Below are 26,193 nucleotides of genomic sequence, written 5' to 3' on the forward strand. Positions count from 1 at the left end.
CAGATTTTTTGTTATATTATGTGGCTTATTGAGATTAAATTACATTAAGGATAATTACATGTTATTTATTAATATCACTTTTGCCTGTATTTTAGCGATCCGTTTTTACAGTCTGTCTATTTCAATTCGTCATGAAAAAGCACTCATTGCAAAGGGTGCAATACAGTATGGTAAACGCAATTCCACACTGTTGTCCATTGCCCATGTTGTATTTTATTTTGCGGCGATCATTGAGGCTAATAACCAAAACCTGTCATTTAATGGCACTTCACAAATAGGGTTGGCGATTTTAATTTTTGCTATTGCAATGCTATTTTATGTGATTTATGAGCTAAAAGAGATTTGGACAGTAAAAATTTATGTTTTACCAGAACATCAAATGAATCACTCTTTCTTGTTTAAATACGTACGTCATCCAAATTATTTCTTAAACATTATTCCCGAATTAATTGGTTTATCGCTTTTCTGCCAAGCTAAATATACCGCATTGATTGGATTACCTATTTATTTACTTATCTTGACTGTGCGTATTAAACAAGAAGAGAGTGCCATGTCGCATTTATTACCTAAATCATAATTTATTAAATTTCTTCTAAAATAACAACTTTTCTCTCTGCCTTTAACACATTATGGTAAAAGATACTCTATTTTCTACGCCTATTGCTAAATTGGGAGATTTCATCTTTGATGAAAACGTTGCCGAAGTCTTTCCAGATATGATCCAACGCTCCGTACCAGGCTATTCCAACATTATCACTGCAATCGGTATGCTGGCAGAACGTTTCGTCACGGCTGATAGTAATGTTTATGATCTTGGGTGCTCACGAGGTGCGGCCACACTTTCGGCACGTCGAAATATTCATCAACCAAATGTAAAAATTATTGGCATCGATAATTCTCAACCTATGGTTGAACGTTGTCGCCAACATATTGCGGCGTATCATAGTGAGGTACCTGTAGAAATTCTCTGTGACGATATTCGCCACATTGAGATTAAGAATGCCTCAATGGTCATTCTGAACTTCACCTTGCAATTTTTACCGCCTGAAGATCGCATCGCATTGCTTACCAAAATCTATGAAGGTTTAAATCCAAATGGCGTGCTCGTGTTATCAGAAAAATTCCGTTTTGAAGATACTAAAGTTGATCATTTACTCATTGACTTGCACTACCAATTCAAACGTGCCAATGGTTATAGCGAACTTGAAGTGAGTCAGAAACGCACCGCACTTGAAAATGTCATGCGTACTGACTCAATTAATATCCACAAAGAGCGGTTAAAAAATATCGGATTTTCACATGTAGAATTGTGGTTCCAATGCTTTAATTTTGGTTCAATGATTGCAGTAAAATAAACAAAAATAAAGTGCAGTCAAAAAAACAATTATGTTTTTTGACTGCACTTTTTGTATGTAATTAATCTTAATTACGCCGCATTCGGCTTATGAAGTAAGGTAAAGGCAATAAAACCAAATCCTAAGAAGCAAGAAACGATCAAAGCATAAAAACCGCCGTCCCAGCCAAATAAGTCTACCAGTTTACCCATCACATAGCCCGCACTCGCAGAACCTAATAAGTAACCGAATAATCCCGTTAAGCCTGTCGCTGTACCTGTTGCCACTCGTGGCACAAGGTCTGCTGCTTGAAGCCCGATCATCATTACTGGACCATAAATTAAGAAACCGATAGCAACAAGACAAATATTATCTACGAGTGGATTGCCTTCTGGATTTTTCCAATAAACAATAATCGCGATTAATACACCAGTTAGGAATAATAACATAGGTGGTGCACGGTGGCCTTTAAACACTTTATCACTTAAATAACCGCTAGCAAGCATACCAAAGATACCTGCATATTCGTAAAGGAAATACGCCCAACTTTGTTTGTCTACAGAGAAATGTTTCACTTCTTTTAGATACGTTGGCGCCCAGTCAATAATGCCGTAACGAATGAAATACACAAATACGTTCGCCAGTGCAATCGCCCATAAGAACTTATTATTAATGATGTATTTCATAAAAATATCTTTAGAAGAAAGCGTGTGAGCTGATTCAACTTTCTCTACGATTTTTTCACCTTTCCATTCATCTACTGGTGGTAACCCTTGCGATTCTGGTGTATCACGCATTAAATAGAACATGATAAATGCCAATACCATGGCGATTAAGGCCGGTAAATAGAATAAAGATTGCCATACGCCGAAAATCGACAAACCGAGTAAAGCTAATGGCCCAATTAAACCACCACCTAAATTATGCGATACGTTCCACCAACTCCACCACACACCACGTTCAGAAACTGAGAACCAGTTAGTCATTGTTTTTGCACCTGGCGGGTATCCCATTCCTTGGAACCAGCCATTTAATGCAGCTAAAACAATCATCAGTGGAATAGAGGACAATACACCTGGCACTAAACCGAAAATTAAGCTCACTAATGCAGAACCTAATAAACCAATAGTAATAAAATATTTAGGATTACTTCGGTCAGAAATATTTCCCATAATGAACTTACTAAAACCGTAAGTCAGTGATAACGCTACACCTACTGTACCTAAATCAGCCTTAGTAAAGCTATATTCATCAATAAGATAAGGAATCGCTAAAGAAAAGTTTTTACGGATAAGATAATAAGCCGCATACCCGATAAATACCCCAGAAAAGACCTGCCAACGTAATTTTTTATACTCGGCATCAGTTCTAGAACTTTCAATTCTTGGCACTGGAGGAGAGGCTTTTAAAAATGAAAACATCATTGTTCTCCTATAATAATTTACAATTAATTATATCGTTGAAATAGCTATACTATGCTATGACAACACAAAGAATACTAGCATAGTTTCATCTCAAACAAAACTCAAATTACTCCAAATGATTAGTTCATTTAAATTATCTGAAGCGTTCCAACTTTTATGATCGATTAGGTTATAAGTTTATTTAAAAATTTCTATGCTATAATACCCCTTCCAATAACTAAAGAGGAAAACAAGATGCAAATTTTACACACAATGCTTCGAGTAGGTGATTTAGAGCGTTCTATTAAATTTTATCAAGATGTTTTGGGTATGCGTTTATTACGTACGAGTGAAAACCCGGAATATAAATATACGCTTGCATTTTTAGGTTACGAAGATGGCGAAAGTGCAGCTGAAATTGAATTAACATACAACTGGGGAGTAGATAAATATGAACAAGGTACAGCATATGGACATATTGCTATCGGCGTTGATGATATTTATGCTATTTGTGAAGCAGTTCGTGCAAGTGGTGGTAAAGTGACTCGCGAACCAGGCCCAGTTAAAGGTGGTACAACCGTTATTGCCTTCGTTGAAGATCCAGATGGCTATAAAATTGAATTTATCGAAAATAAAAGTTCAAAATCTGGTCTAGGCAATTAATTAAAAGTGCGCTTGATTTTTTCGCTCTTTTATAACGCAAGGTTACCTGCGTTATTTATTTTAAAGGATAAAATATGTCCAATTCATCAGAAATTCCTTATCACTATCAATTAAAAAACCGTTTTCGTGGCTATTTTCCCGTTATTATTGATGTGGAAACAGCAGGATTTGATGCAAAAAAAGATGCACTTTTAGAACTTGCGGCAATCACCTTAAAAATGGATGAAAATGGCAATTTACAACCTGATCAAAAATGCCATTTTCATATTGAACCATTTGAAGGAGCGAATATTAATCCCGAATCACTCAAATTTAATGGAATTGATATTCACAATCCATTGCGTGGTGCCGTATCTGAATTAGATGCGATCACGGGATTGTTCCAAATGGTGCGTCGAGGACAAAAGGATGCAGAATGTCAGCGTTCTATCATCGTGGCACATAATGCGGCTTTTGACCAAAGCTTCGTGATGGCGGTGGCTGAACGTACGGGTGTAAAACGCAATCCATTCCACCCTTTTGGGATGTTTGATACCGCAACGCTTGCCGGTTTTATGTTTGGCCAAACGGTACTCGTCAAAGCGTGCCAAGCGGCAAAAATTCCTTTTGATGGCAAACAAGCACACTCTGCGCTCTATGATACTGAACGTACAGCAGAATTATTTTGCTATATGGTGAATCATTTAAAAGATCTCGAGGGATTCCCGCATATTGCTTCTGAACTAGAACAGGAAAAAACAACTGAAAAAGAGACCGCACTTTAAGAAAAATAAAAAAGTGGTTGCAATAGTTTTATTTTTCCAGTAGTTTAAAAGCAATTCTTATTTGGAGATAAAAAATGAACATTATCCGTCGTCACCATCATCACCATTCAACTGAATAATCTTTCAGGTTTTTGGTGTGCTTGGAAGATTTCTTCCGAGCTGACAGGATAATAAAAATCTTACCCCTCGGAAGGCAACTTTCGAGGGGTTTTGTTTTATTACAACACAGGAGTCATCATGCAACGACATCATTATTTATTCGACAATCAAAAATTTTAAAGTAAAGTATTCACCATTTAATTCACAAGGAAAAATACAATGTTAACAAATCCCGTTGTTATTTCGATTATCGTTTTACTCGCACTAAGTTTGCTACGTATTAACGTGATTATTGTGTTAGTTATTGCCGCACTCACTGCTGGACTCTGTGGCGGTCTAGGTTTAAGCAAAACAATTGAAACCTTCACCAGAGGTTTAGGTGGCGGCGCAGAAGTCGCAATGAACTATGCGATGCTTGGTGCATTCGCGATTGCGATTTCTAAATCAGGTATTACCGATTTAATTGCCTATAAGATCATCACTAAAATGAATAAAACACCAAGCTCTAGCAACTTAACTTGGTTTAAATATTTAATTTTTGGTGTATTGGTATTATTCGCCATTTCTTCACAGAACCTACTTCCTGTACACATTGCTTTTATTCCGATTGTCGTGCCGCCGTTACTTTCTATTTTTAATCGTCTAAAAATAGACCGTCGCGCTGTAACCTGTGTACTTACATTTGGCTTAACCGCAACTTATATGTTACTTCCTGTTGGCTTTGGTAAAATCTTTATCGAAAGTATTTTGGTAAAAAATATCAATCAAGCAGGTGTGTCTCTTGGTTTACAAACAAATGTAGCTCAAGTATCCCTTGCAATGTTATTACCCGTAATTGGCATGATTTTAGGATTACTCACCGCAATATTCATCACTTATCGCAAACCAAGAGAATATGATGTGACTATTCAAGAGCCAACCACAAAAGAAATTGAAGCACACATCGCAAACATAAAACCAAAACAAATCACTGCAAGTTTAATCGCCATTGTAGCGACCTTCGCAACACAGTTGGTGACAAGTTCAACCATTATTGGTGGGTTAGTTGGGATAGTCATTTTCGCAATATTTGGCATTTTCAAATTGAAAGAAAGTAACGATATCTTCCAACAAGGTTTACGTTTAATGGCAATGATTGGATTTGTTATGATTGCGGCATCTGGTTTTGCTAATGTGATTAATGCAACAACGGGTGTAACAGATTTAGTTCAAAGCTTAAGTAATGGTGCGATTCAAAGTAAAGGTTTGGCCGCATTCTTAATGTTACTTGTCGGATTGTTGATTACAATGGGAATTGGGTCATCATTCTCAACGGTACCAATCATTGCCTCTATCTACGTACCACTTTGTTTATCTTTTGGTTTCTCACCATTAGCCACCGTTTCTATCGTTGGTGTGGCGGCTGCATTAGGAGACGCTGGCTCCCCAGCATCTGACTCAACCTTAGGCCCAACATCAGGTTTAAATATGGATGGTAAACACGACCACATTTGGGACTCTGTTGTACCCACCTTCCTACACTACAATATTCCATTATTAGCGTTTGGTTGGATTGCAGCAATGTACCTTTAACGATTATAATCCCCCGACTTGGGGGATTTTTTATGGCCATTCAACAACTTATCCAGATCTTAGATCAAAAAGTTCAGCGACTTTATCAAGCTCATTTATCCAAACGAGAAGAAAAAATCTTCGCCAAATTTGACCGCACTTTGTTCAGTGAAAATGGACAGAATGCTTCCTTTTATCTAAAGGAAATCAATCAAACACTAGATAGAATAAAGGCATTAGAATCTAACGATCTTAATCACTATAATTTTCTGGCAGAGCGTTTACTCGCTCAATGTTCCGTTCTTTCGGAAGCTTTAGCTCGCAAGAATACTCATCTAACGGAATCCCAAACAACAACTAAACGACCTATTCAAAAATCTCAACATAGCATTCATAAATTACCGCCAAGAGAACGGTTGGAAAAATACTATGAAGCATTAGAACGCTTGAATAAGCTTTATCAACAATATAAAGATTTAGCACAGGCAGAAAAAAATAATGATGAAAAAATACGTTATGCTCAACTTGCAGAAGGTTATAAAAAACGTCAACAGAAATGCCAAGATGCAATCGATCTTTTAGAAGAATATTTGGTGTTTAAGGAAGAATTAGAAAACCGTGAAAACACGGAAAATAGATGATGAGAAATAAAAAACTAATTCTCTCGAATTAGTTAACTTTTAAAAGTTGATGGCGGAGGAATAGGGATTCGAACCCTAGGAGGGCGTAAACCCTCGCCGGTTTTCAAGACCGGTGCCTTCAACCACTCGACCATTCCTCCGTGATTTAATGCGCACGCATAATACGTTTTTTGAGAAAGACCGTCAAGCAGAAATCATCTCGTTTTTATCAAGTGATTATTTTTACTGCAGTCCAAAATAAAAAGAATTGACGTAATAAAAATCACGCCAATTCTAATTTTTTATTTTAAATTACTCTGATTTTGCTCTGGTAGGCTCAGAATATACATGGCTAATCGCACAGTGGTGTCCTGCCGCCCCTTTACCGTAAAAATAATAGCGAGAATCTTGCCATTCAATAATTGGGAATGGCTGAGGCATTTCATCGCTCGCTTTCGCCAAAGTCATCTCCGCTTTTGTATGAGTCACTGAAGAAATGGTACCTAAACGCCCATTAAACTCATAAGTACGAACAAAGGTTGGCTCATTTACAATTTCAGGCTCATTTACGGTAATCGTTGACTCAATAGACTCAACAGTTTCTTGAGGTTTATGAGAATTTAAACGCTCTAAAGATTCTTGTACTTTTTTCTGTACAGATTCATTAGCTGGCTGAGTAATAAAATCTAATGCTGGTTTTACTTCAAGAGATTTTTCTTCAACAACAATCCCCATTGCTGGCGTGATAAAACCTTTTTTAGTTTTTTCTTGCTCAAGCAATTCATCCACAGATAAGAAATTATTTTCTTTCTGAGCGTTCACTGTTGAATAGTCCACCCAAGCTTTTCCACTTGCCAATTCAGGTGAAGCCACTGCAGCAAATAATGGCATTGGCGATTTTGGCTCTTGATTACGGCGACGACGTTGATTATTCGCTGCACGCAAATGACGTGGAGTACGGCGTTGACGATCTTGACGTTCAGAACGTTCTTGGTTTTGACGAACTGGTTTTTCATCATCTTGAACGGTCTGAACTTCGACAACATCCACTTCTGGTATTTGTTCAGCAATGCTTTCGTTATTTTCAACAGCCACATCATTATCTTCAACGCGCACGCGTTTACGTAAATCACGACGTTGACGGCGTTGAGTCACTTGCTCAGTTTTTTCATCCTGAGCCTCAAAAACCGGTGTAGAATTTACCGCACTTTCAGTGATACTTTCTTCCACTAAGTTACGGCGCGGACGGCGTTGATTACGCTCACGGACATTACGAATTTGTTCTTCGGTTCTTTCCGTTTCGTTATTTTCAGAACGTGGTCGACGAGAAGTACGACGCTCCTGTGAACGGCGTGGATTACGATTAGAATTGAGCGAAGTGCGGTTATTTTTCGGTTTATTTTCTTCGGATTCAGAAGCAAACAAGCCTTTAATCTTCGCGATAATTTTCGCTAACAAAGACGGTTCATTCGATTTACGCTCAACTGGAGTCGGAGCTGCTTCAGAAATAGAAAGCGCCACTGCCGCACTTTCAACTGCGGGTTGTTCAGCAATAACGGTTGTTTCCACGTTACGAGAAATAAGAGATTCCTCGGTACTTTCATCTTTCTCACAGTGAATTTTCGCTAAGTTATAGCTCAATTCATTCACCTCTTCGCCATCGCGTAAGCGGAAAACGCTAAAGTGCGGTGTTTCCATTGCTTCATTTGGCGCAACAATGACATCTACATTGTGACGTTTTTCAATATTGCTTATCGCTTTACGTTTTTCGTTAAGAAGATAAGAGGCAATTTGTACAGGCACAATCGTATGCACTTGCTTGGTGTTTTCTTTTAACGCTTCTTCCTCGATTAAACGCAAGATAGACAAGGAAAGAGATTCGTTATCACGCACTTTACCTGTTCCTTGACAACGAGGACAAATGTGATGTGAAGACTCACCTAATGAAGGACTTAAACGCTGACGCGACATTTCTAACAAACCAAAACGAGAAATGCGGCTAATTTGAATGCGAGCACGATCTTGGCGAACGGCATCACGAATACGATTTTCCACTTCACGTTGGTGACGAACTGGCGTCATATCAATGAAATCGATAACAACTAAACCACCTAGGTCACGTAAGCGTAATTGGCGAGCAATTTCATCTGCCGCTTCAAGGTTAGTATTTAATGCCGTTTCTTCAATATCGCCACCACGAGTAGAACGCGCGGAGTTAATATCAATAGCAGTTAAGGCTTCAGTTACATCAATAACGATTGAACCGCCAGAAGGTAAACGCACTTCACGTTGGAATGCCGACTCGATTTGAGATTCGATCTGATAGTGGCTGAAAAGAGGTACTTCGCCTTGATAAAGTTTCACGCGATTGATGAAATCTGGGCGAACAAGTTTGATATGCTCTTTTGCTTTTTCAAATACTTTCGGGCTATCAATAAGAATCTCACCAATATCACGGCGCAAATAATCACGAATAGCACGTACAATTACATCACTTTCTTGATGAATCAAGAAAGGCGCTGGACGATTTTGAGATGCTTGTTTAATCGCTTCCCAATGGTGAAGTAAAACTTTTAAGTCCCACTGCAACTCTTCTGGAGATTTACCTACACCTGCAGTACGAACAATTAACCCAACGCCTTCAGGCACATCTAATGAACTTAATGCCTCTTTTAATTCAGTGCGCTCATCCCCTTCGATACGACGAGAGATCCCACCTGCACGCGGATTATTTGGCATAATGACCAAATAACTCCCCGCAAGAGAAACGAAAGTGGTTAAGGCTGCACCTTTGTTTCCGCGTTCTTCTTTATTAACTTGAACGATAACTTCTTGGCCTTCGCTCAAGATATCGCGAATATTCGGACGACCTTGGAAAACATAATCATCGGGAAAATATTCACGAGCAATTTCTTTTAATGGTAAAAAACCGTGACGTTCTGCACCATAATCTACAAAAGCCGCTTCTAAGCTTGGCTCAACGCGAGTAATTTTCCCTTTGTAGATATTCGCTTTTTTTTGCTCATGTCCTGGGCTTTCAATATCCAGGTCAAATAAGCGCTGTCCATCAACAAGCGCTACACGCAACTCTTCTTTTTGAGTCGCATTGATTAACATTCTTTTCATTGTCAATTCTCTTATTAAATATTTTAAAAAACCTCAAAATAAACCGCACTTTGCTTCGTTATCGACCTCGTGTTTCTCGCGCCAGTCAATCTCACGACTGTATGTTGCTGGGTGCATTGATAACGTTATTAAGCATAAACGTTTGCTTTATAAAACAATGCGATATTCCGCACGCGTTGTAAGCGGCTAATTTATTTTAAGAAAAATGTTGATTATCAATGTCTTATGCCGATTGCCGCATTGAGTTTTCACCAACAAAACTTATCCTTTTTTACGCAAATTCTTAGGCGCAAAAAGACGCTCTATTATCCATAGAAAACGATTAATTAGCAAGGTGAATATTACGTTCATAGAGTTACGTTAATAGTGCCTTTGTGATATGATTCGCGCCAATTTTCAAAAGGAAAAAAGATGACAGAACAAAACGAAAAAATCATTAATTCATCAGTAAAAATGCTGACAATTAGTGAAGATGAAAGCGGTCAACGTATCGATAATTATTTATTAGTAAAACTCAAAGGTGTGCCTAAAAGTTTAATTTATCGCATTGTGCGTAAAGGCGAAGTGCGGGTAAATAAAGGCCGGATTAAGCCAGAATATAAACTGCAAACAGGTGATATTGTTCGCGTTCCGCCAGTGCGTGTGGCTGAAAAAAACGATGCGTCGATTTCAAAAAATCTCAATAAAGTCACCGTACTTGAAAATCAAATTTTGTTTGAAGATGATTGTTTGATTGTTTTAAATAAACCTTCAGGAATCGCTGTGCATGGCGGGAGTGGTTTAAATTTTGGTGTGATTGAAGCCCTGCGAGCATTGCGTCCAGAAGCACGGTTTTTAGAACTGGTTCATCGTTTGGATCGCGATACATCAGGCATTTTATTAATTGCTAAAAAACGTTCAGCATTACGTAATTTGCATGAACAACTTCGCGTCAAAACCGTTCAAAAAGATTATTTAGCGTTAGTACGTGGGCAATGGCAATCCCATGTAAAAGTTGTTCAAGCACCTCTTTTGAAAAATGAATTATCCAGCGGAGAACGCATTGTGCGTGTCAGCGAGCAAGGCAAACCATCTGAAACCCGATTTAGCATTGAAGAACGCTATACAAATGCTACGCTCGTGAAGGCCTCACCAGTAACAGGGCGAACACATCAAATTCGTGTACATACACAATATGCCGGACATCCCATTGCATTAGATGATAAATACGGTGATAAAGATTTTGATAAACAAATGAGTGAATTGGGATTGAACCGTTTGTTCTTACATGCTTTTTCAATTCGATTTGAGCACCCTAAAAATGGTGAAACACTACGCTTCAATGCACCACTAGATCATAAAATGAAAGCAATTTTGCAAAAGTTACGGGAAAGCAAATAGACAATATTTGTGTTTATTGCTACACTTGCGAGCAGAGACAACTCGTTTCTATCACCAAAATTTCATAATAACGACAACAAAGGATAGCAAAATGGCAAAAGGACAATCTTTACAAGATCCTTATTTAAATGCGCTTCGTCGCGAACGCATTCCTGTATCAATCTACCTTGTAAACGGGATCAAACTTCAAGGTCAAATTGAATCATTCGATCAATTCGTGATTTTATTAAAAAACACTGTGAACCAAATGGTATATAAACACGCAATTTCAACCGTTGTGCCTGCTCGCTCTGTTTCTCATCACAATAGCAGCCATCATGTAGCAACACCTGAAGCCGTTGAAAGCGTGGAAACTCAAGCAGAATAATCACAGCTCCATCAATGGATAATCAATATTTATTAAGTGCGGTTGAAAATTCTCAGGAAATTTCAACCGCACTTTCTTCATCTCAACAATCTGAAAATACTCGTGACACCGCCATCGTGGTTCACGTTTTCTTTGCACAAGATAAAAATACTGACGATCTACAAGAGTTCTTACTGCTCACTGATTCAGCCAATGTAGATGTCCTGGATACTATCACCACCAGTCGTAGCACTCCTCAAGCTAAATATTTTGTAGGTGAGGGAAAAGCTCAAGAAATTGCAGATGCAGTGCAATCACATAATGCTGATGTTGTGCTTTTTAACCATCAATTAACCCCAGCACAAACACGTAACTTAGAAAGTTTATGTCATTGTCGAGTAGTCGATCGCACTGGCGTCATTTTAGATATTTTTGCCCAACGAGCGCGTTCTCATGAGGGGAAATTACAGGTTGAACTTGCGCAACTAAAACACTTATCCACTCGATTAGTTCGTCGAAAAACAGGCTTAGATCAACAAAAAGGCGCGGTAGGATTACGTGGACCCGGTGAAACTCAATTAGAAACGGATCGTCGTTTGATTAAAGTGTGCATTTCTCAATTACAAAATCGATTGGCAAAAGTGGAGAAACAGCGCAATCAAAATCGCCAAACACGCCAAAAAGCAGATATCCCGACGATTTCACTTGTTGGATATACCAATGCAGGAAAATCAACCTTATTTAATCGTTTAACCAATGCAGAGGTTTATACCGCAGATCAGCTTTTTGCAACCTTAGATCCAACTTTACGAAAATTACAGATTCAAGATGTAGGCACGGCAATTTTAGCGGATACGGTAGGATTTGTTCGACATCTTCTGCATGATCTTGTTTCAGCCTTTAAATCGACTTTACAAGAAACGGTAGAAGCCAGCTTATTACTCCATGTGATTGATGTGTCTGACTCGCGAAAACAAGAAAATATTGATGCAGTCAATGATGTACTAGAGGAAATTGGTGCAGGAGAAGTGCCTGTTCTATTGGTATATAACAAAATTGATTTGTTGAAAAATGCTGTACCGCATATCGAATACAATGATGAAAACCAGCCTGTTGCAGTCTATCTCTCCGCGCAAGATGATCTGGGTATTCATTTATTGTTTGAAGCCATTAAAGTGCGGTTAAAAAACGAAATACTTTCTCTTTCTTTAATTTTACAACCATACGAAGGCAAACTTCGCCATGCTTTTTATCAACTTGATTGTGTACGCTATGAACAAATTTCTGAACAAGGAGAATTCTTGTTAGACGTACAGATTGATAAAATTATGTGGTTAAAGTTATGTAAGCAGTTTTCTAGATTAGCTGATATTAAAATACACTCTGATAATACCTAATTTATAGAAAATTATTTTCCAATTCCATATTGTTTCAATTTATTCGCAATCGCAGTATGGGAAACGCCTAAACGTTGAGCTAATTTTCTCGTGCTTGGATATTCTGCATAAAATAATTTTAGGACTTGCGACTCATAAGAACCGATGATTTCATCTAAGGTTTTATTTTCAAATTCATTCAAAGAAATCACCACACTTTGTGTCGGAGCAAGATTTAAACTTTCGATAGTTAAATGATTATCTTGTACCAGAGAGCAAGCACGATAAAGAGTGTTATAAAGCTCACGAACATTCCCTTTCCAATCATATTTCTGCAAATAAAGAAGAAAATCTTTATCAAAGGTTGGTTTTGCAATTTTTAATTCTTCACTGATTTCCTCTAAAAAACCTTGTGCCAGTGGCTCAATATCAGCCATGCGTTCGCGTAATGCTGGAACATTAAGAGTAAGAACATTTAAGCGATGAAACAAATCAGCACGAACTTTACCTTGCTCAACAAGCAAATGGAGTGGAACCTGTGATGTGCAAATCACTCGCACGTTTGCATGATGCTCCTTCTCTTCTCCCACTCGACGGAAAGATCCATCTGTTAAAAAACGCAATAATTTAGCCTGCAAACTCAATGAAAGTTCAGCAATACCATCTAGTAATACAGTTCCCTCATTTGCGTACTCAAAGAAACCAATAGTTTCACTGTCTCCGACTTTTCGACCAAACATTTCACTTTCCGCATCTTCATCAGGCAAACCCGCGCAGTTTACTGCGATAAATTTTTTATCTCGACGTAAACTCTGATAATGGCAGGCTTTCGCCAACAAATCTTTTCCAGTCCCAGTTTCACCTTGAATTAACAAAGGCGCATCAAACATAGCAAAACGTTTTGCGTTTTCAACCGCACTTCTCATAGATTCACTTTGCACAATAAAACAATCGAAAGGTTTTTGAGGATCAAATTTGAAGGTTATCATATATCGAAAATATGAGAGAAATAATATGTGATTATGATAATTTGTTTACATAAAAGTGTAAATATTATTTTACATATCAAAAGAAATAAAAATGCGGTCTATTTTGACCGCACTTTATATGACTATAACTTTAACATTCGCTCTGCTTCACGTGCACGAACAAGGAATTGTTTACGTTCGGCAGTTCCCATTCCACTACTTGTGCCAGGCAATTTAACCGTCAACGGATTGACCGCCCGTCCATTAATATGGAATTCATAGTGTAAATGTGGTCCTGTTGAAATTCCGGTATTACCAGAAAGTGCAATTCGCTCACCTTTTTTAATTTCTTGTCCTGCGCGAACAAGCGGTTTACTTAAGTGCATGTAAACAGTCTCATATTCTCGGCCGTGACGCATAACAATATAACGTCCAGCCCCTCTAGCCTGATATGCCACTTTTTCAACTACGCCATCTGCTGGTGCGATAATCGGTGTACCTTGAGAAACTGAGAAATCCACACCTTTATGCGGTCGTACACGCCCAGTTACTGGATGACGACGATTTGGATTAAATGGTGAAGAAACGCGCGCTTGGCGTTGCAATGGATAACGCGCGAAACCTTTACCTAAGGTTTCTCCTTGTTGGCTATAGTAACGACCATTCGCGGCCTGAACCGCATAATAACTCTTACCTCCAGATGAAATATGTAATGCTTCGACATTACCTTGACCTGTGAGTTTCTCTCCTAAATATTCACGAGAAACTAAAATTGCAAATTTAGTCCCCTTTTTCAATTTCTGAATACTCACTTGCCATTGAAGTGCAGTGGTTAATTGGTTGATTTGACGATTATCCAATCCCTGATCTTTTAAGCTAGCCGCAAACGTCCGGTTAATTTCACCTTTTAATACTTCTTTTCGCCAAACACTTGTTTTTTCAATAACTTGACGTTTAAACTTGCCACCTTCAATACGTTCATAAATACGTTCTTCTTTTTCAGATACAAGCCAATTTAAATATTCTAGTTCATCATTTTTATCTAAAATCCAATAGAACTGTTGACTCGCTTTCAAATTTACCAACTCACCGTCCACAGCAATTAAACGCTGTGCGGTATCATCTTCCAAACCAGAAAGTTCCAATACATCTTTTAAGCTATCGCCACGCGTCACTGTATGGCTAAATTGATCAGTAATACGAATTGCTTGATCGGCAGCATCTAATAAACCACTTAATGCATCTTGTGCATTTTGCGGCAAATTATCCAGTTCATCTGAAGGCTTCACTTCATCAACTTCATCATCTTTGGCCTGTAATTCATCATCATAAGATGTTGCATCTTCATCATTGAGATGCTCTGTTGTCTGATGCTCTACTGAAGTTTGTGCATTTTTTTCTTCTTGTTTATTTGAAGTATTTAATGATTGATATTCAACATTATCCACCACCGCTGGAATGACTTGTTCCGATGAATCATGATGTTCTGAATTATCTTTTAGAGTGAGTAAAATCCCTGAAAAAATCAGTAAAATAGCAATAAAAAACACTCCCTCTTTAATACGAGAGCGTTTTTTTCTTCTATCTCTAGCTAATTTTACGTGTTGCACAAGGATTCCTAAAATAAAAAAGTTTTCAGCATTGAGACTACATATTATAAAGAAAATTCATTTCTACGGGAAAAGCATTATTCAAACGCTTAAATATTCGACATTGGGTAGAAAACCTTGAGAATTCTATAAAAATGCGTTATTTTCCCCAACCATTGTTGAAAACACGGCGATTTTATGAATATCACAGCCATTCACAACGAGCAAAAACCACAACCGCTCATTCAATTAAAAAATATCAATGTGGTTTTCGCACAAAAAACTGCACTACAAAATATTAATTTAAATATTTATCCGAATTCTATTATCACTATTGTTGGGCCAAATGGTGGCGGCAAATCAACGTTATTAAAAACCTTATTAAAACTACAAACGCCCACTTCTGGCGAAGTCATTTATAGTAAAAATGTTCGCATTGGTTATGTACCACAAAAAATCCATTTGGATCATAGTTTGCCTATTACGGTTGAGCGATTCCTTTCGCTAAAAAAAGGTCTTAAAATACAAGAAATATCCACCGCACTTGAGCAACTTTCGATTTCACATTTACGCAAAAGTAATATGCAAAAACTTTCTGGCGGTGAAATGCAACGCGTATTATTGGCGCGCGCAATTTTAAATAAACCAAATTTACTTGTGCTAGACGAACCCACCCAAGGCGTAGACATTACTGGTCAAGCAGAGCTTTATCAGCTCATTCATCAAACCCAACAAAAATTAAATTGTGCCGTATTGATGGTATCACACGATTTACACATTGTGATGGCGGATAGCAAAGAAGTATTGTGTATTAACCAACATATTTGCTGTGCAGGTACGCCTGATGTTCTCTCAAATGATCCTACATTTATGCGTTTATGGGGAAATCAGCTCACACAAAATGTCGGCTTTTATACCCATCATCACAATCATCACCACACTTTACACGGTGATGTATGCGGTTGTAATTCATCAGCAGTGCATTGTAAAAATAAGGATAAATAATGTTTGAGATTTTATTTCCTGCCCTTTTAACAGGCATTTTGCTTTCGCTTATTACCGCGCCACTTGGCGTATTTGTGGTGTGGCGGAAAATGGCTTATTTTGGCGATACCCTTTCTCATTCTGCCTTACTCGGTGTGGCATTAGGCATTTTCTTACAAGTCAATCCTTACATTGCGATTGTCGTGCTGACCTTGATTCTTGCTATCGCAATGGTGTGGTTAGAAAGCAATACGCAATTTTCTATTGATACCTTGCTCGGCATTATCGCCCATAGCTGCTTATCTCTCGGAGTGGTGACAGTGGGATTACTACAAAATGTACGAGTAGATTTGATGAGTTACTTATTTGGGGATTTGCTCGCAATTAATTATACCGATTTAATTTATATTGGTATTGGCGTGATAATTGTGCTTTCAACATTAATTTACTTTTGGCAATCCTTACTTTCCACCACCGTATCGCCAGAACTTGCGCAAGTTGAAGGTATTAATATAAAAAAAATGCGTTTTATTTTGATGATATTAACAGCGTTAACTATTGCCTTGAGCATGAAATTTGTCGGTGCATTAATAATCACATCGTTATTAATAATCCCTGCGGCAACCGCTCGTCGCTTTGCGAGAACGCCAGAATCTATGGTGGGATGGGCAATTGTAGTCAGTATGTTATCGATTATAGCTGGGCTAATATTATCAGCCTTTTATGATACCGCTGCAGGGCCTTCCGTTGTCATTTGTTCCGCATTTTTATTTGTCTTATCACTCTTCAAAAAAGAGCGATTATAAGCTTGCCCAACCAGTGAAAACCATTTGCGCCACAGTTTAATTCTTGATAAAGTGCGGTCAATTTTTACGGTCTTTTTAGGATAAGAAAATGAGCCAAGAATATTTAGATTTTGAATTGCCGATTGCAGAATTAGAAGCAAAAATTGAAGCATTACGCGCAGCATCGGATGATAAAGTTGATTTAACTAATGAAATCAAACGCTTACAAAAGAAAAGTAACGAACTCACTAAAAAAACCTTTGCTAACCTCGATGCTTGGCAAGTTTCACGTATGGCGCGTCATCCAAACCGCCCTTATACATTAGATTATATCGAACATATTTTTACTGAATTTGAAGAACTTGCAGGTGATCGCGCATTTGCTAATGATAAAGCGATCGTTGGCGGCCTTGCACGTTTAGATGGTCGCCCAGTTATGGTGATTGGTCATCAAAAAGGCCGTTCTGTAAAAGAAAAAGTACAACGCAATTTTGGTATGCCAGCACCTGAAGGCTATCGTAAAGCGTTACGTTTAATGGAAATGGCTGAACGCTTTAAATTGCCAATTATCACATTTATTGACACACCAGGGGCTTATCCGGGGATCGGCGCAGAAGAACGTGGTCAAGCGGAAGCTATTGCTCGTAACTTACGCGAAATGGCACAGCTTACCGTTCCCGTTATTTGTACTGTTATCGGTGAAGGTGGTTCGGGCGGTGCATTAGCTATTGGCGTGGGCGATAAAGTTAATATGTTACAGTATTCGACCTATTCTGTTATCTCGCCAGAAGGCTGTGCTTCTATTCTTTGGAAAAGTGCAGAAAAAGCATCAACAGCAGCTGAAGTAATGGGATTAACTGCAAGCCGTTTGAAAGAATTAAATCTCATCGATAGCATTGTACAAGAACCTTTAGGCGGCGCACATCGCAATTATGCGAAAATGGCTGAAAACTTAAAACTTCGTTTAAAAGAAGATTTAGCAGAGCTCGATGGACTAAATAAAGAAGAATTATTAAATCGACGTTATGAACGTTTAATGTCTTACGGTTATTGCTAACTGGCATTATAAAAGAGCAGTGATTTTTGTCGCTCTTTTTTGATCTAAATATAACAACAAAGGAGCAAACACAATGAAAAATGTACTTTCGATCCAATCCCATGTGGTCTATGGTTTTGCGGGTAACAAATCCGCGACTTTTCCAATGCAGTTGTTAGGCATCGATGTATGGGCATTAAATACCGTGCAATTCTCTAACCATACCCAATATGGCAAATGGACTGGAATGGTGATTCCACAAGAACAAATCGGTGAAATTGCTAACGGTTTGGATGCCATTGGAAAACTGCAAGAATGTGATGCGTTGCTTTCTGGCTATTTAGGTTCAGCTGAACAAGTTGACCAAATTATCTATGCTTTAGAAAAAATCAAAGCTCGTAACCCAAATGCACTTTACTTATGCGATCCAGTGATGCCAAATGCAGAAAAAGTCTGCGTAGTAGCCGATGGTGTACGCGAACGCTTAATTGAAAAAGCCATTCCGCGCGCAGATATCATGACACCAAACCTTTCAGAGCTTCGTACACTTTCTGATTTCCCTATCAACACCTTTGACGATGTGCTGAAAGCAGCTAATGCGTTAGTTGCCAAAGGTGTGAAAAAAGTGTTGATCAAACACCTAGGGGTTGCAGGTAAACTGAATGATCCTGATACCTTTGAAATCATTATGGCGACACCTGAAGGTGTATGGCATTTAAGCCGTCCGCTTTATAAATTTAACTTTGAACCTGTTGGTGTGGGTGATTTAATTGCGGGGACTTTCTTGGCGCATTACTTAAACTGTGGTAACGATGTTGAAGCTTTTGAAAAAATGAATAATGCGGTGGCGGGTGTGATGAAAACCACGTTTGATTTGAAATCTTACGAACTCCAACCGATTGCTGCACGTTTTGAGATCTTAAATCCAAGCACAAACTACAAAGCTGTTAAAGTTGTCTAATGGATCTTTTTTCATTATTCCAAGCACAAATCCCAACCACCGCAAATAAGCTTCTCATCGCTTTTAGCGGTGGTTTGGATTCCACTGCACTGCTTTCTTTAGTTAAAAAACTCAGCGAAAAACGACCGCACTTAAGCCTGCGAGCTATTCATATCCATCACGGATTAAGCCCGAATGCGGATGCTTGGACGGCTCATTGCCAACAACTCTGTGAACAATTTGCGATTCCACTTATTATTGAAAAAGTTAAAGTGGAAATGCATGATGGTATTGAGGCTGGTGCAAGAGAAGCCCGTTATCAGACCATTTCAACACATATTCAACCTGACGAATATCTGGTTACTGCACATCATTTGAATGATCAAACTGAAACCTTTTTCCTCGCATTAAAACGAGGCGCAGGATTACAGGGTTTGGGTGCTATGCAAAAAGAAAGCCAATTATTCGGGATGCCTATTCTGCGTCCACTCCTTTCTTTTAGCCGAAGTGAATTAGAAGATTACGTTCAGCAAGAAAATTTGTCTTGGGTCGAAGACGAAAGCAATCAAGATAATCATTATGATCGTAATTTCTTACGCAACCAAATTTTGCCTGAATTACGCCAACGCTGGGGGCATTTTGATCATGCTGTTCAGCGTGCCGCACAACATTGTTTTGAGCAACAGCAACTGATTAATGAATTATTGCAGACCTACTTTAAACAGCATATTTTTGAGGATCCAAAACAGTTTTCGCTCCTAAACTTTCTAGACTATTCATCGCAAAAACAAACTGCACTTTTGCGAATGTGGCTGGCTAAAAATCAGATTGCCATGCCAACGCAGATTCAATTAATGCATATTATTGATGATGTTATTCAGGCTAAAGCGGATGCCTCCCCACAATTTCAACTTGGGGAACATATTATTCGCCGTTATCAACAATGTCTCTATTTAACGGGGAAATTTGCTGATTTGTCGCAAACTTGTCTTGATATGCCGTTAAATCAACATATTACCTTGCCTGATAACCTTGGAACAATTTGTGCGGCCCACAATGCGACAGGCATTTTAGTCAATTGGAACGAAAAACGGGTTCAACTTGCCAATACACAAGATCCAATTCAAATACGATTTGCTTATACTGGCAAAGTTAAACGTCAACATAATCGCCCTAGCGAAACCATGAAAAAAATCTGGCAAGAGCTCGGCGTTCCACCTTGGCAACGAAATCGTATTCCACTCATTTTTTATGGTGAGACTTTACAAAGTGCGGTAGGTTTTTTCCGTATTTTTCATGAAAAAATGGAGGTATAAAAATTCATTTAAAAATGATCCCATTTTCATAATCAAATCTGATAAAATGCTACCATTTACAATCTTAATCGGAAAAGTCTATGTTTGATTCTCTTATCGTGCAATTTGTCGTACTTTGGGCAGTTATCGATCCTATCGGTTCTATACCAGTTTACCTTTCGAAAACTATTGGTTTTTCATTAGAAGAGCGCCGTAAAATTGTGCGTAATGCCATTGTGATTTCAGCAGGCATTTTGCTTTTCTTTTTAATTGGTGGACAAATTCTTTTTGAAGCTATGCAAGTGCCCCTTCCCGCATTCCAAATTGCTGGTGGTTTGGTGCTTTTCTTATTTGCCTTAACTATGATTTTTGGTGACAGTAAGCCTGAACAAGAAATGAAAATAAAAGCAAACATTACTGAAATTGCTGTTTATCCCCTCGCAGTACCTTCTATTGCCTCGCCAGGTGCAATGATGGCAATCGTACTTTTAACTGATAATCATCGTTTTAATCTTACCGAGCAAATCATCACTGGTGGCATTATGCTAATCGTGCTGCTCATTACCTACTTCTTGCTCCTTGCGGCAAATCGCATTCAACATATTATTGGAAACGCTGGAGCCGCAATCATTAGCCGTGTGATGGGATTAATATTGGCAACAGTGGCCGTAAATAATATATTAGTCGGATTAAAAGATTTCTTCATACAAGTTGCGTAAAATAAAATGGGGGATTATTCACCCATTTTTATTATCTAGAAACGCCTTCAAAATACCTGCAGTAAACTCTTTCCGTAAATAAAAGCCCAGTGGCAAGGTATCAATCACTTCCCCATTTTTACCAATGCCTTTCGTAATAGCTTTACTGTTTGCGCCTTTAGGGCGCAGTTGCATGGCTTCACCAATACGCGCCGTAATCTGATCTAACTTTCCGAGCACAATATAATCCATCAACTCTTCCCAATCTTGGCGTAATTGATGTTCTTGTTCAGTCGAAGGTTGCCATAAGATAGGTTGGCCAATATGGCGCTCACGCAAAGGAATGTCTCGACTGCCCTCAATGGGAATCCACAAGACTTTCGATAATTTATGACGAACGTGTGAATTTTCCCAATTTACCCCTGAGTTTTGCACCAAGGGCGCAAGGCTCACAAACGTGGTTTCCAACGGAAAACCTTCGGCATTGATGGGTAAGGTTTTTAATTCAATGCCTAAATGGGAAAAGTCCTGCTCTGCTTTACTGCCGGCAGTCGCCCCCAGAGCGGTTTCAAGCAACATTCCAACCCAACCTTTATCGCGTTTTAAATCTGGTGGAGCGGGAATATTTAACTCATCTGCAAGTTCGCCAAAGGTTAACCCCGCAATAGATTGTGCTTTTTCTAATAAGGCTTGTTCGGTTTGTGGGATCATTCGTGATATTTCTTAAAAAAGCGAGGCTTAGTGTTTTCAGTGCCTTTATCAATATAGGGAATTTTCTCTAGCTGTAATAAAAAACGTTTTGCCTCTAAGCCACCACCAAAACCAGTTAAAGTACAATCTTTGCCTAAAATACGGTGACAAGGAATAATAATACTAATCGGATTACTCCCTACCGCACCTCCCACTGCACGAACAGCTTTAGGATTATTAATCCGTAACGCCAGCTCACCATAACTTGAAAGCTCGCCATAATCAATTTCACGCAAGGCTTGCCAAATTGCTTGTTGAAAAACTGTGCCTTCTGGCTTTAAGGGAATGTCTGAAAAACGCTCAACTTCGCCATTAAAATATCGTTCAAAAGCCAACCGCACTTTTTGAAAAACAGGCAATTCATCTTGCTTGAGCCATTTGGGATTAGGCTCATATTGCTCTTTTTCAAAATCAATATGTGTAATATTTTCGCCATCAGATAAAATCAAAAGTTGTCCGACTGGCGAGGGGTAATAAGTGTAATAAAGTGCGGTCATTTTTCGCCTTGTTTTTATAAAAGAAAAGCACACTTCGTGTGGGAGTGTGCTTTATTATGCTAAATTTTTTAACGGATTAGAAACTATAATTTAAGTTTAAGCCGTAAAGATTTGCATGTGCTTGAGAAGTATAATTTGCGGTTTCTGTAAATACAGCTGAGCTCCCAAGAGGAATCTTTTGTTCTTCTTTAAAGTGAACCTTTTTGCCTTTTAAGTAAGCATAGCCAAGATCAACAGATAAATTCGGGGTGAATTTATAAGTTGCCCCTAAGCTATACCACATACGATCGGTATCTGGAATTGCAGCACTACGGTGATGACGAGATGCGGCTTGATCGTAAGCAATACCCGCACGTAAGGTCAATTTTTCATCAAGATTATAACTTGCCCCTAATGCAATACGTGAATTGTTACTATATTGTAACTCTTTATCAAATGCTACTTGACCATCTTCGAAGCTAGCATGTAATCGGTTTAAGCGACTCCAATGGGTATATTTATAACTATAATGCACCGCAAATTTGTCGGTTAATTGATGGAAACCTGAAAATTCTACATAATCTGGTAATTTAAGAGCCAAACTACCTTTTTTAACAATAGGCTTAGGAGATGAAAAACGGCTTGCCGTACGGTCAGTAAAATCAATATCTACTTTGGAATGATAGGCTAAACCAATTCGGTTACGTTCATTAAATTGATACATCACGCCTGCATTCCAACCGAATCCCCATGTAGCTTTATCTTGTAATTGTAGAAATTCTTTATCTGGAGTTATTACTCCTACTGCATGCCAAGCTCCTCCTACAGGTTGATTGGTACTTAAAATTCCTGCTCGACGATCAAGTTTAGCTCTCGCATAAATTGCGTTTATCCCAAATCCCAAACTAAAGCCTTCAGTAACACGATAAGCACTACTTAAATTCAAGTTAAGAGTAGAAAGATCAGTAGTGCTAGCTAGCATTCCCGCAGCATAACTATCACCATATTCACTCTTTAAACCAAAATTCACATTCATCCCTGCACCCATGGCCCATTTATCATTCACAGGCGCAACAAAATATAAATTAGGTACAAAAGCACCAGGTACAACATGACGCTTTGAAGCTGAATCACTAGCAGTATTTGAACCCGCTGTAAGTTTCACATCACCATTCATATTAATTCTAGAATCAACATAAACGCCACCTGTGGAAAACTGTGCAGTTTTAAATAAGCTCATCAAAGCTGGATTAGTTGCTACTACTGATGCATTATCTGCAATCGCCGCTTCACCCGCATACGCGCGACCAAGCCCAGAAGTAGAAACTTCCGCTAATTGGAAAGCCGCTGCATTTGCGCCACCTGCAGCCAATAACATTGCAGTTGCTAAAACAGATTGATTAAATTTTTTCATTTGGGAACCTTTGTTATTAATAAAAACTTGATCAATTCTAAAACTCGATGTTATTGATCGCAAGTCCATTTCCTTATTTTCACCAGAACTCCGACCAGCTAGCGGGAACTTTTTACATTTAATGGACTATTTTTGTTCAATTTTTGTCATTTATGGAGAAAAAGAAAAATGATAAAATGCGCAAAAATATTCATATAAGGAAAAAAAATGACCGTAAAATGCAAAGCAGAAGAATCCTCAACTTGTAGCTGTGTTGATGTAGGCACGATTATTGATGGCTCTGAGTGTAGCGTAGAAGTACATCAATTTTATAGCACTGAAGCTGATGCAAATGCAGCGCTTGAACGATTAACGAAGAAAGCACGCAATACAGAAAGCGATCCTTGCGAAATTAAAAGCGAAATCGTGGCAGTTGAAAACGGCGTTCAATTAAATGCCTCTTTCACTTTTAGTTGCCAAGCAGAAGCGATGATTTTTGAGCTGGCGAATCGTTAAAAACAATGTCAAACTCGACCGCACTTTTTCTAAAGTGCGGTCTTTTTTTATCTCAAAATTTAAATCGCAAACGTTTGCTTAAACTGTTAAAATAAATCGCAATTTATTTTTCAATACTTATCGATATAGGAAAACACTGTGAGCAAACAATCATTAAGCTATAAAGATGCTGGAGTTGACATTAATGCTGGCAATGCCTTGGTTGAACGAATTAAACCTGAAGTGAAACGTATCACTCGTGCAGAAGTGATCGGGGGATTAGGTGGATTTGGCGCCTTATGTGCGATACCAAGCAAATATAAAGAGCCTATTTTAGTATCGGGCACCGATGGAGTTGGCACGAAATTACGCTTAGCCATTGATTTAAAAAAACACGATACCATTGGCATTGATTTAGTTGCTATGTGTGTAAATGATTTAGTCGTTCAAGGTGCTGAACCACTGTTTTTCTTAGATTATTATGCAACAGGAAAACTAGATGTTGATGTAGCTGCTGATGTTGTAAAAGGGATTGCTGATGGTTGTGTGCAATCAGGTTGTGCATTAGTGGGTGGCGAAACAGCAGAAATGCCAGGAATGTATCATGCAGGCGATTATGATTTAGCCGGATTTTGTGTAGGCGTTGTAGAGAAATCTGAAATTATTGATGGTAGCCGTGTAAAAAATGGCGATGCATTAATTGCCTTAGGTTCCAGTGGCCCACATTCAAACGGTTATTCTTTAGTTCGTAAAGTGATTGATGTCGCGGGCGTTAATCCTGCAACAGAACTGCTTGATAATAAACCATTAAGCGAATATGTACTTGCGCCAACAAAAATCTATGTCAAATCCGTGTTAGCACTTATTAAGCAAGCCGATGTACATGCGATTGCGCATTTAACAGGCGGCGGGTTCTGGGAAAACATTCCGAGAGTCTTGCCTAAAAACACCAAAGCAGTAATTGATGAAAAAAGCTGGAAATGGCCTTCCGTGTTTAATTGGTTACAAGAAAAAGGCAATATCGACACATATGAAATGTACCGAGCCTTCAATTGTGGTGTAGGCATGATAATTGCACTTCCTCAAGAGCAAGTCGAGACTGCATTAGCGATCTTAAAACAAGCAGGTGAGAATGCATGGTTAATCGGGCATATTGAACACGCTGAAGACGATGCAGAACAAGTTGTGATTGCGTAATAAAATCATAAAAAAATGGTACACATTTACTGATGCGTACCATTTCTAACTGGAAAAAAGTGCGGTGAATTTTCACCGCACTTTATTTTCATTAATACCCTTCTTCTTGCATATTCGGCAAAAATTTCGCTTGCTGAATTCGCTTTACTTCCGTACAAATTGAACCATCTGAATGTAGCTCAATTTCACGCCAACCTGGCTGTAACGTATCAAGAGAAAAATACTGGCAATCAGGTTTAAATTGAATACAAGTCGCTGGCGTTGCCATCACTTGATAACCATTCCATTCACTGTTTACTTCTTGATGAATATGCCCATATAAAATAGCTTTCACATTGGTGAAAGGCGCAAGCACTTCTGCCAATTCATGAGAATTACGAAGGTTATGTTGATCAAGCCATGCGGAATTAGTTGGTAATAAATGATGGTGTAATACAACCAACGTATAGCGTTCAGGATTTTTTTCTAAGGTTTCTTTTAATAAATCGAGTTGATGCTGGCTTAGCTGCCCATGCGGCACACCATAAACTTGGCTATCTAACAATAAAGCTTGCCAATGTTCGCCTAGTAGAAGATGTTTTGCCCCATCCATTGGCAACTGATTTAAGAATTCCTCCATTTTAGGCTGAAAATCGTGATTTCCCGGAATCCAAAACACAGGTTTATTGAAAGGTTTCATCATTTCTACAAAACGAGTGTAACCTTCATCACTACTATCCTGCACAAGATCGCCTGTAGCAAGGATCACATCAAACTCATGATTTTCTTGCTGAATTTCCTTTAATACTTGAGCAAAACTTGCTTGTGTATTTACCCCTAATAATTCCGCACTTTCATCTTTAAATAAATGGGGATCCGTAATTTGTAATAACTTAATAACAGGCTTTTCCGCCTGATAAACAAACGTATTTTTCATTAATGCCCC

25 protein-coding genes, 1 tRNA gene and 1 other annotated feature are annotated in these 26,193 nt (G+C 38.5%); of the genes, 17 read left to right on the forward strand and 9 right to left on the reverse strand.

All coding sequences use genetic code 11. The features are described 5' to 3' along the window. The first annotated feature begins 58 nt into the window (after positions 1-58). The gene (locus AC6H0A_RS05450; RefSeq protein WP_005641631.1) at positions 59-577 is read left to right on the forward strand and encodes an isoprenylcysteine carboxyl methyltransferase family protein; all 519 of its coding nucleotides are present in this window, start codon (positions 59-61) and stop codon (positions 575-577) included. A gap of 52 nt (positions 578-629) precedes the next feature. Continuing rightward, positions 630-1,355 carry a carboxy-S-adenosyl-L-methionine synthase CmoA gene (gene cmoA / locus AC6H0A_RS05455; protein WP_005641632.1) on the forward strand — a complete coding sequence of 242 codons (726 nt, stop codon included), beginning with the start codon at positions 630-632 and terminating at the stop codon, positions 1,353-1,355. Between the two features lie 71 nt (positions 1,356-1,426). Here the strand turns inward: cmoA and pgtP are convergent, their stop codons facing one another. Further along, positions 1,427-2,755 (reverse strand): phosphoglycerate transporter protein PgtP, encoded by a 1,329-nt coding sequence (gene pgtP, locus AC6H0A_RS05460; protein ID WP_044232788.1) that lies wholly within the window; start codon positions 2,753-2,755, stop codon positions 1,427-1,429. Positions 2,756-2,992: 237 nt separating this feature from the next. Between pgtP and gloA the strand changes: the two genes are divergently transcribed. From gloA to priC, 4 genes are all read left to right on the forward strand, one after another. Then, entirely contained in the window at positions 2,993-3,400 is a 408-nt protein-coding gene (gloA, locus tag AC6H0A_RS05465) for a lactoylglutathione lyase (protein WP_005641634.1), read from the forward strand. Positions 3,401-3,474: 74 nt separating this feature from the next. Then, complete coding sequence (gene rnt / locus AC6H0A_RS05470) at positions 3,475-4,164, forward strand: ribonuclease T (RefSeq protein ID WP_005641635.1); 690 nt, start codon at positions 3,475-3,477, stop codon at positions 4,162-4,164. A gap of 94 nt (positions 4,165-4,258) precedes the next feature. Further along, positions 4,259-4,380: a sequence feature (His leader region), on the forward strand. A 102-nt stretch (positions 4,381-4,482) separates the two neighbouring features. Further along, complete coding sequence (locus tag AC6H0A_RS05475) at positions 4,483-5,835, forward strand: Na+/H+ antiporter family protein (protein ID WP_005641636.1); 1,353 nt, start codon at positions 4,483-4,485, stop codon at positions 5,833-5,835. A 32-nt stretch (positions 5,836-5,867) separates the two neighbouring features. Then, positions 5,868-6,455 carry a primosomal replication protein PriC gene (gene priC / locus AC6H0A_RS05480; RefSeq protein WP_044232791.1) on the forward strand — a complete coding sequence of 196 codons (588 nt, stop codon included), beginning with the start codon at positions 5,868-5,870 and terminating at the stop codon, positions 6,453-6,455. 50 nt (positions 6,456-6,505) lie between these two features. Here the strand turns inward: priC and AC6H0A_RS05485 are convergent. Next, positions 6,506-6,595: transfer RNA gene (locus AC6H0A_RS05485), tRNA-Ser, on the reverse strand. 151 nt (positions 6,596-6,746) lie between these two features. Further along, positions 6,747-9,560 carry a ribonuclease E gene (rne, locus tag AC6H0A_RS05490; protein WP_070046993.1) on the reverse strand — a complete coding sequence of 938 codons (2,814 nt, stop codon included), beginning with the start codon at positions 9,558-9,560 and terminating at the stop codon, positions 6,747-6,749. A gap of 411 nt (positions 9,561-9,971) precedes the next feature. Between rne and rluC the strand changes: the two genes are divergently transcribed. The 3 genes from rluC to hflX all read left to right on the forward strand — a co-directional run bounded on the left by rluC (position 9,972) and on the right by hflX (position 12,683). Then, positions 9,972-10,940, forward strand: a complete 969-nt coding sequence (gene rluC / locus AC6H0A_RS05495; protein WP_179230898.1) for a 23S rRNA pseudouridine(955/2504/2580) synthase RluC — start codon at positions 9,972-9,974, stop codon at positions 10,938-10,940. A gap of 91 nt (positions 10,941-11,031) precedes the next feature. Beyond that, positions 11,032-11,307, forward strand: coding sequence for an RNA chaperone Hfq (gene hfq, locus AC6H0A_RS05500; protein ID WP_005641641.1), 276 nt, complete (start codon positions 11,032-11,034; stop codon positions 11,305-11,307). Positions 11,308-11,321: 14 nt separating this feature from the next. After that, positions 11,322-12,683 carry a ribosome rescue GTPase HflX gene (hflX, locus tag AC6H0A_RS05505; RefSeq protein ID WP_005641642.1) on the forward strand — a complete coding sequence of 454 codons (1,362 nt, stop codon included), beginning with the start codon at positions 11,322-11,324 and terminating at the stop codon, positions 12,681-12,683. A gap of 11 nt (positions 12,684-12,694) precedes the next feature. Here the strand turns inward: hflX and AC6H0A_RS05510 are convergent, their stop codons facing one another. Then, positions 12,695-13,651: a sigma 54-interacting transcriptional regulator gene (locus AC6H0A_RS05510; protein WP_005641643.1), complete on the reverse strand. Its 957-nt coding sequence runs from the start codon at positions 13,649-13,651 to the stop codon at positions 12,695-12,697. Positions 13,652-13,773: 122 nt separating this feature from the next. Then, positions 13,774-15,240, reverse strand: coding sequence for a murein DD-endopeptidase MepM (gene mepM / locus AC6H0A_RS05515; RefSeq protein WP_005641644.1), 1,467 nt, complete (start codon positions 15,238-15,240; stop codon positions 13,774-13,776). Between the two features lie 177 nt (positions 15,241-15,417). Here mepM and znuC point away from each other — a divergent pair, with 177 nt between their 5' ends. The 6 genes from znuC (at position 15,418) to AC6H0A_RS05545 (ending at position 20,978) form a co-directional block, all read left to right on the forward strand. Next, positions 15,418-16,224, forward strand: coding sequence for a zinc ABC transporter ATP-binding protein ZnuC (gene znuC, locus AC6H0A_RS05520; RefSeq protein ID WP_005641645.1), 807 nt, complete (start codon positions 15,418-15,420; stop codon positions 16,222-16,224). Next, complete coding sequence (gene znuB / locus AC6H0A_RS05525) at positions 16,224-17,009, forward strand: zinc ABC transporter permease subunit ZnuB (RefSeq protein ID WP_005633994.1); 786 nt, start codon at positions 16,224-16,226, stop codon at positions 17,007-17,009. Before znuC ends, znuB begins: the two co-directional genes overlap by 1 nt. An 88-nt stretch (positions 17,010-17,097) precedes the next feature. Continuing rightward, the gene (gene accA, locus AC6H0A_RS05530; protein WP_005641646.1) at positions 17,098-18,045 is read left to right on the forward strand and encodes an acetyl-CoA carboxylase carboxyl transferase subunit alpha; all 948 of its coding nucleotides are present in this window, start codon (positions 17,098-17,100) and stop codon (positions 18,043-18,045) included. 73 nt (positions 18,046-18,118) lie between these two features. Further along, on the forward strand, positions 18,119-18,985 hold the full coding sequence (gene pdxY, locus AC6H0A_RS05535; RefSeq protein WP_005641647.1) for a pyridoxal kinase: 867 nt from the start codon (positions 18,119-18,121) through the stop codon (positions 18,983-18,985). After that, on the forward strand, positions 18,985-20,280 hold the full coding sequence (gene tilS, locus AC6H0A_RS05540; protein WP_005641648.1) for a tRNA lysidine(34) synthetase TilS: 1,296 nt from the start codon (positions 18,985-18,987) through the stop codon (positions 20,278-20,280). The genes pdxY and tilS overlap by 1 nt, the downstream gene beginning before the upstream one ends. A gap of 80 nt (positions 20,281-20,360) precedes the next feature. Next, positions 20,361-20,978 (forward strand): MarC family protein, encoded by a 618-nt coding sequence (locus tag AC6H0A_RS05545; RefSeq protein WP_005641649.1) that lies wholly within the window; start codon positions 20,361-20,363, stop codon positions 20,976-20,978. Positions 20,979-20,996: 18 nt separating this feature from the next. Here the strand turns inward: AC6H0A_RS05545 and mutH are convergent, their stop codons facing one another. The 3 genes from mutH to AC6H0A_RS05560 all read right to left on the reverse strand — a co-directional run bounded on the left by mutH (position 20,997) and on the right by AC6H0A_RS05560 (position 23,597). Continuing rightward, positions 20,997-21,668, reverse strand: coding sequence for a DNA mismatch repair endonuclease MutH (gene mutH / locus AC6H0A_RS05550; protein WP_005641650.1), 672 nt, complete (start codon positions 21,666-21,668; stop codon positions 20,997-20,999). Then, positions 21,665-22,204, reverse strand: a complete 540-nt coding sequence (locus AC6H0A_RS05555) for a methylated-DNA--[protein]-cysteine S-methyltransferase (RefSeq protein WP_005641651.1) — start codon at positions 22,202-22,204, stop codon at positions 21,665-21,667. The genes mutH and AC6H0A_RS05555 overlap by 4 nt, the downstream gene beginning before the upstream one ends. Before the next feature lie 76 nt (positions 22,205-22,280). After that, positions 22,281-23,597, reverse strand: coding sequence for a porin (locus tag AC6H0A_RS05560; protein ID WP_044232801.1), 1,317 nt, complete (start codon positions 23,595-23,597; stop codon positions 22,281-22,283). A gap of 207 nt (positions 23,598-23,804) precedes the next feature. Here AC6H0A_RS05560 and AC6H0A_RS05565 point away from each other — a divergent pair, with 207 nt between their 5' ends. Further along, entirely contained in the window at positions 23,805-24,092 is a 288-nt protein-coding gene (locus AC6H0A_RS05565) for a YfcZ/YiiS family protein (protein ID WP_005641653.1), read from the forward strand. 138 nt (positions 24,093-24,230) lie between these two features. Beyond that, entirely contained in the window at positions 24,231-25,268 is a 1,038-nt protein-coding gene (purM, locus tag AC6H0A_RS05570) for a phosphoribosylformylglycinamidine cyclo-ligase (protein WP_005641655.1), read from the forward strand. A gap of 91 nt (positions 25,269-25,359) precedes the next feature. Here the strand turns inward: purM and cpdA are convergent, their stop codons facing one another. After that, the gene (gene cpdA, locus AC6H0A_RS05575) at positions 25,360-26,184 is read right to left on the reverse strand and encodes a 3',5'-cyclic-AMP phosphodiesterase (RefSeq protein WP_005641658.1); all 825 of its coding nucleotides are present in this window, start codon (positions 26,182-26,184) and stop codon (positions 25,360-25,362) included. Positions 26,185-26,193: the final 9 nt, after the last annotated feature.

Source organism: Haemophilus sp. THUN1692, assembly GCF_059704395.1.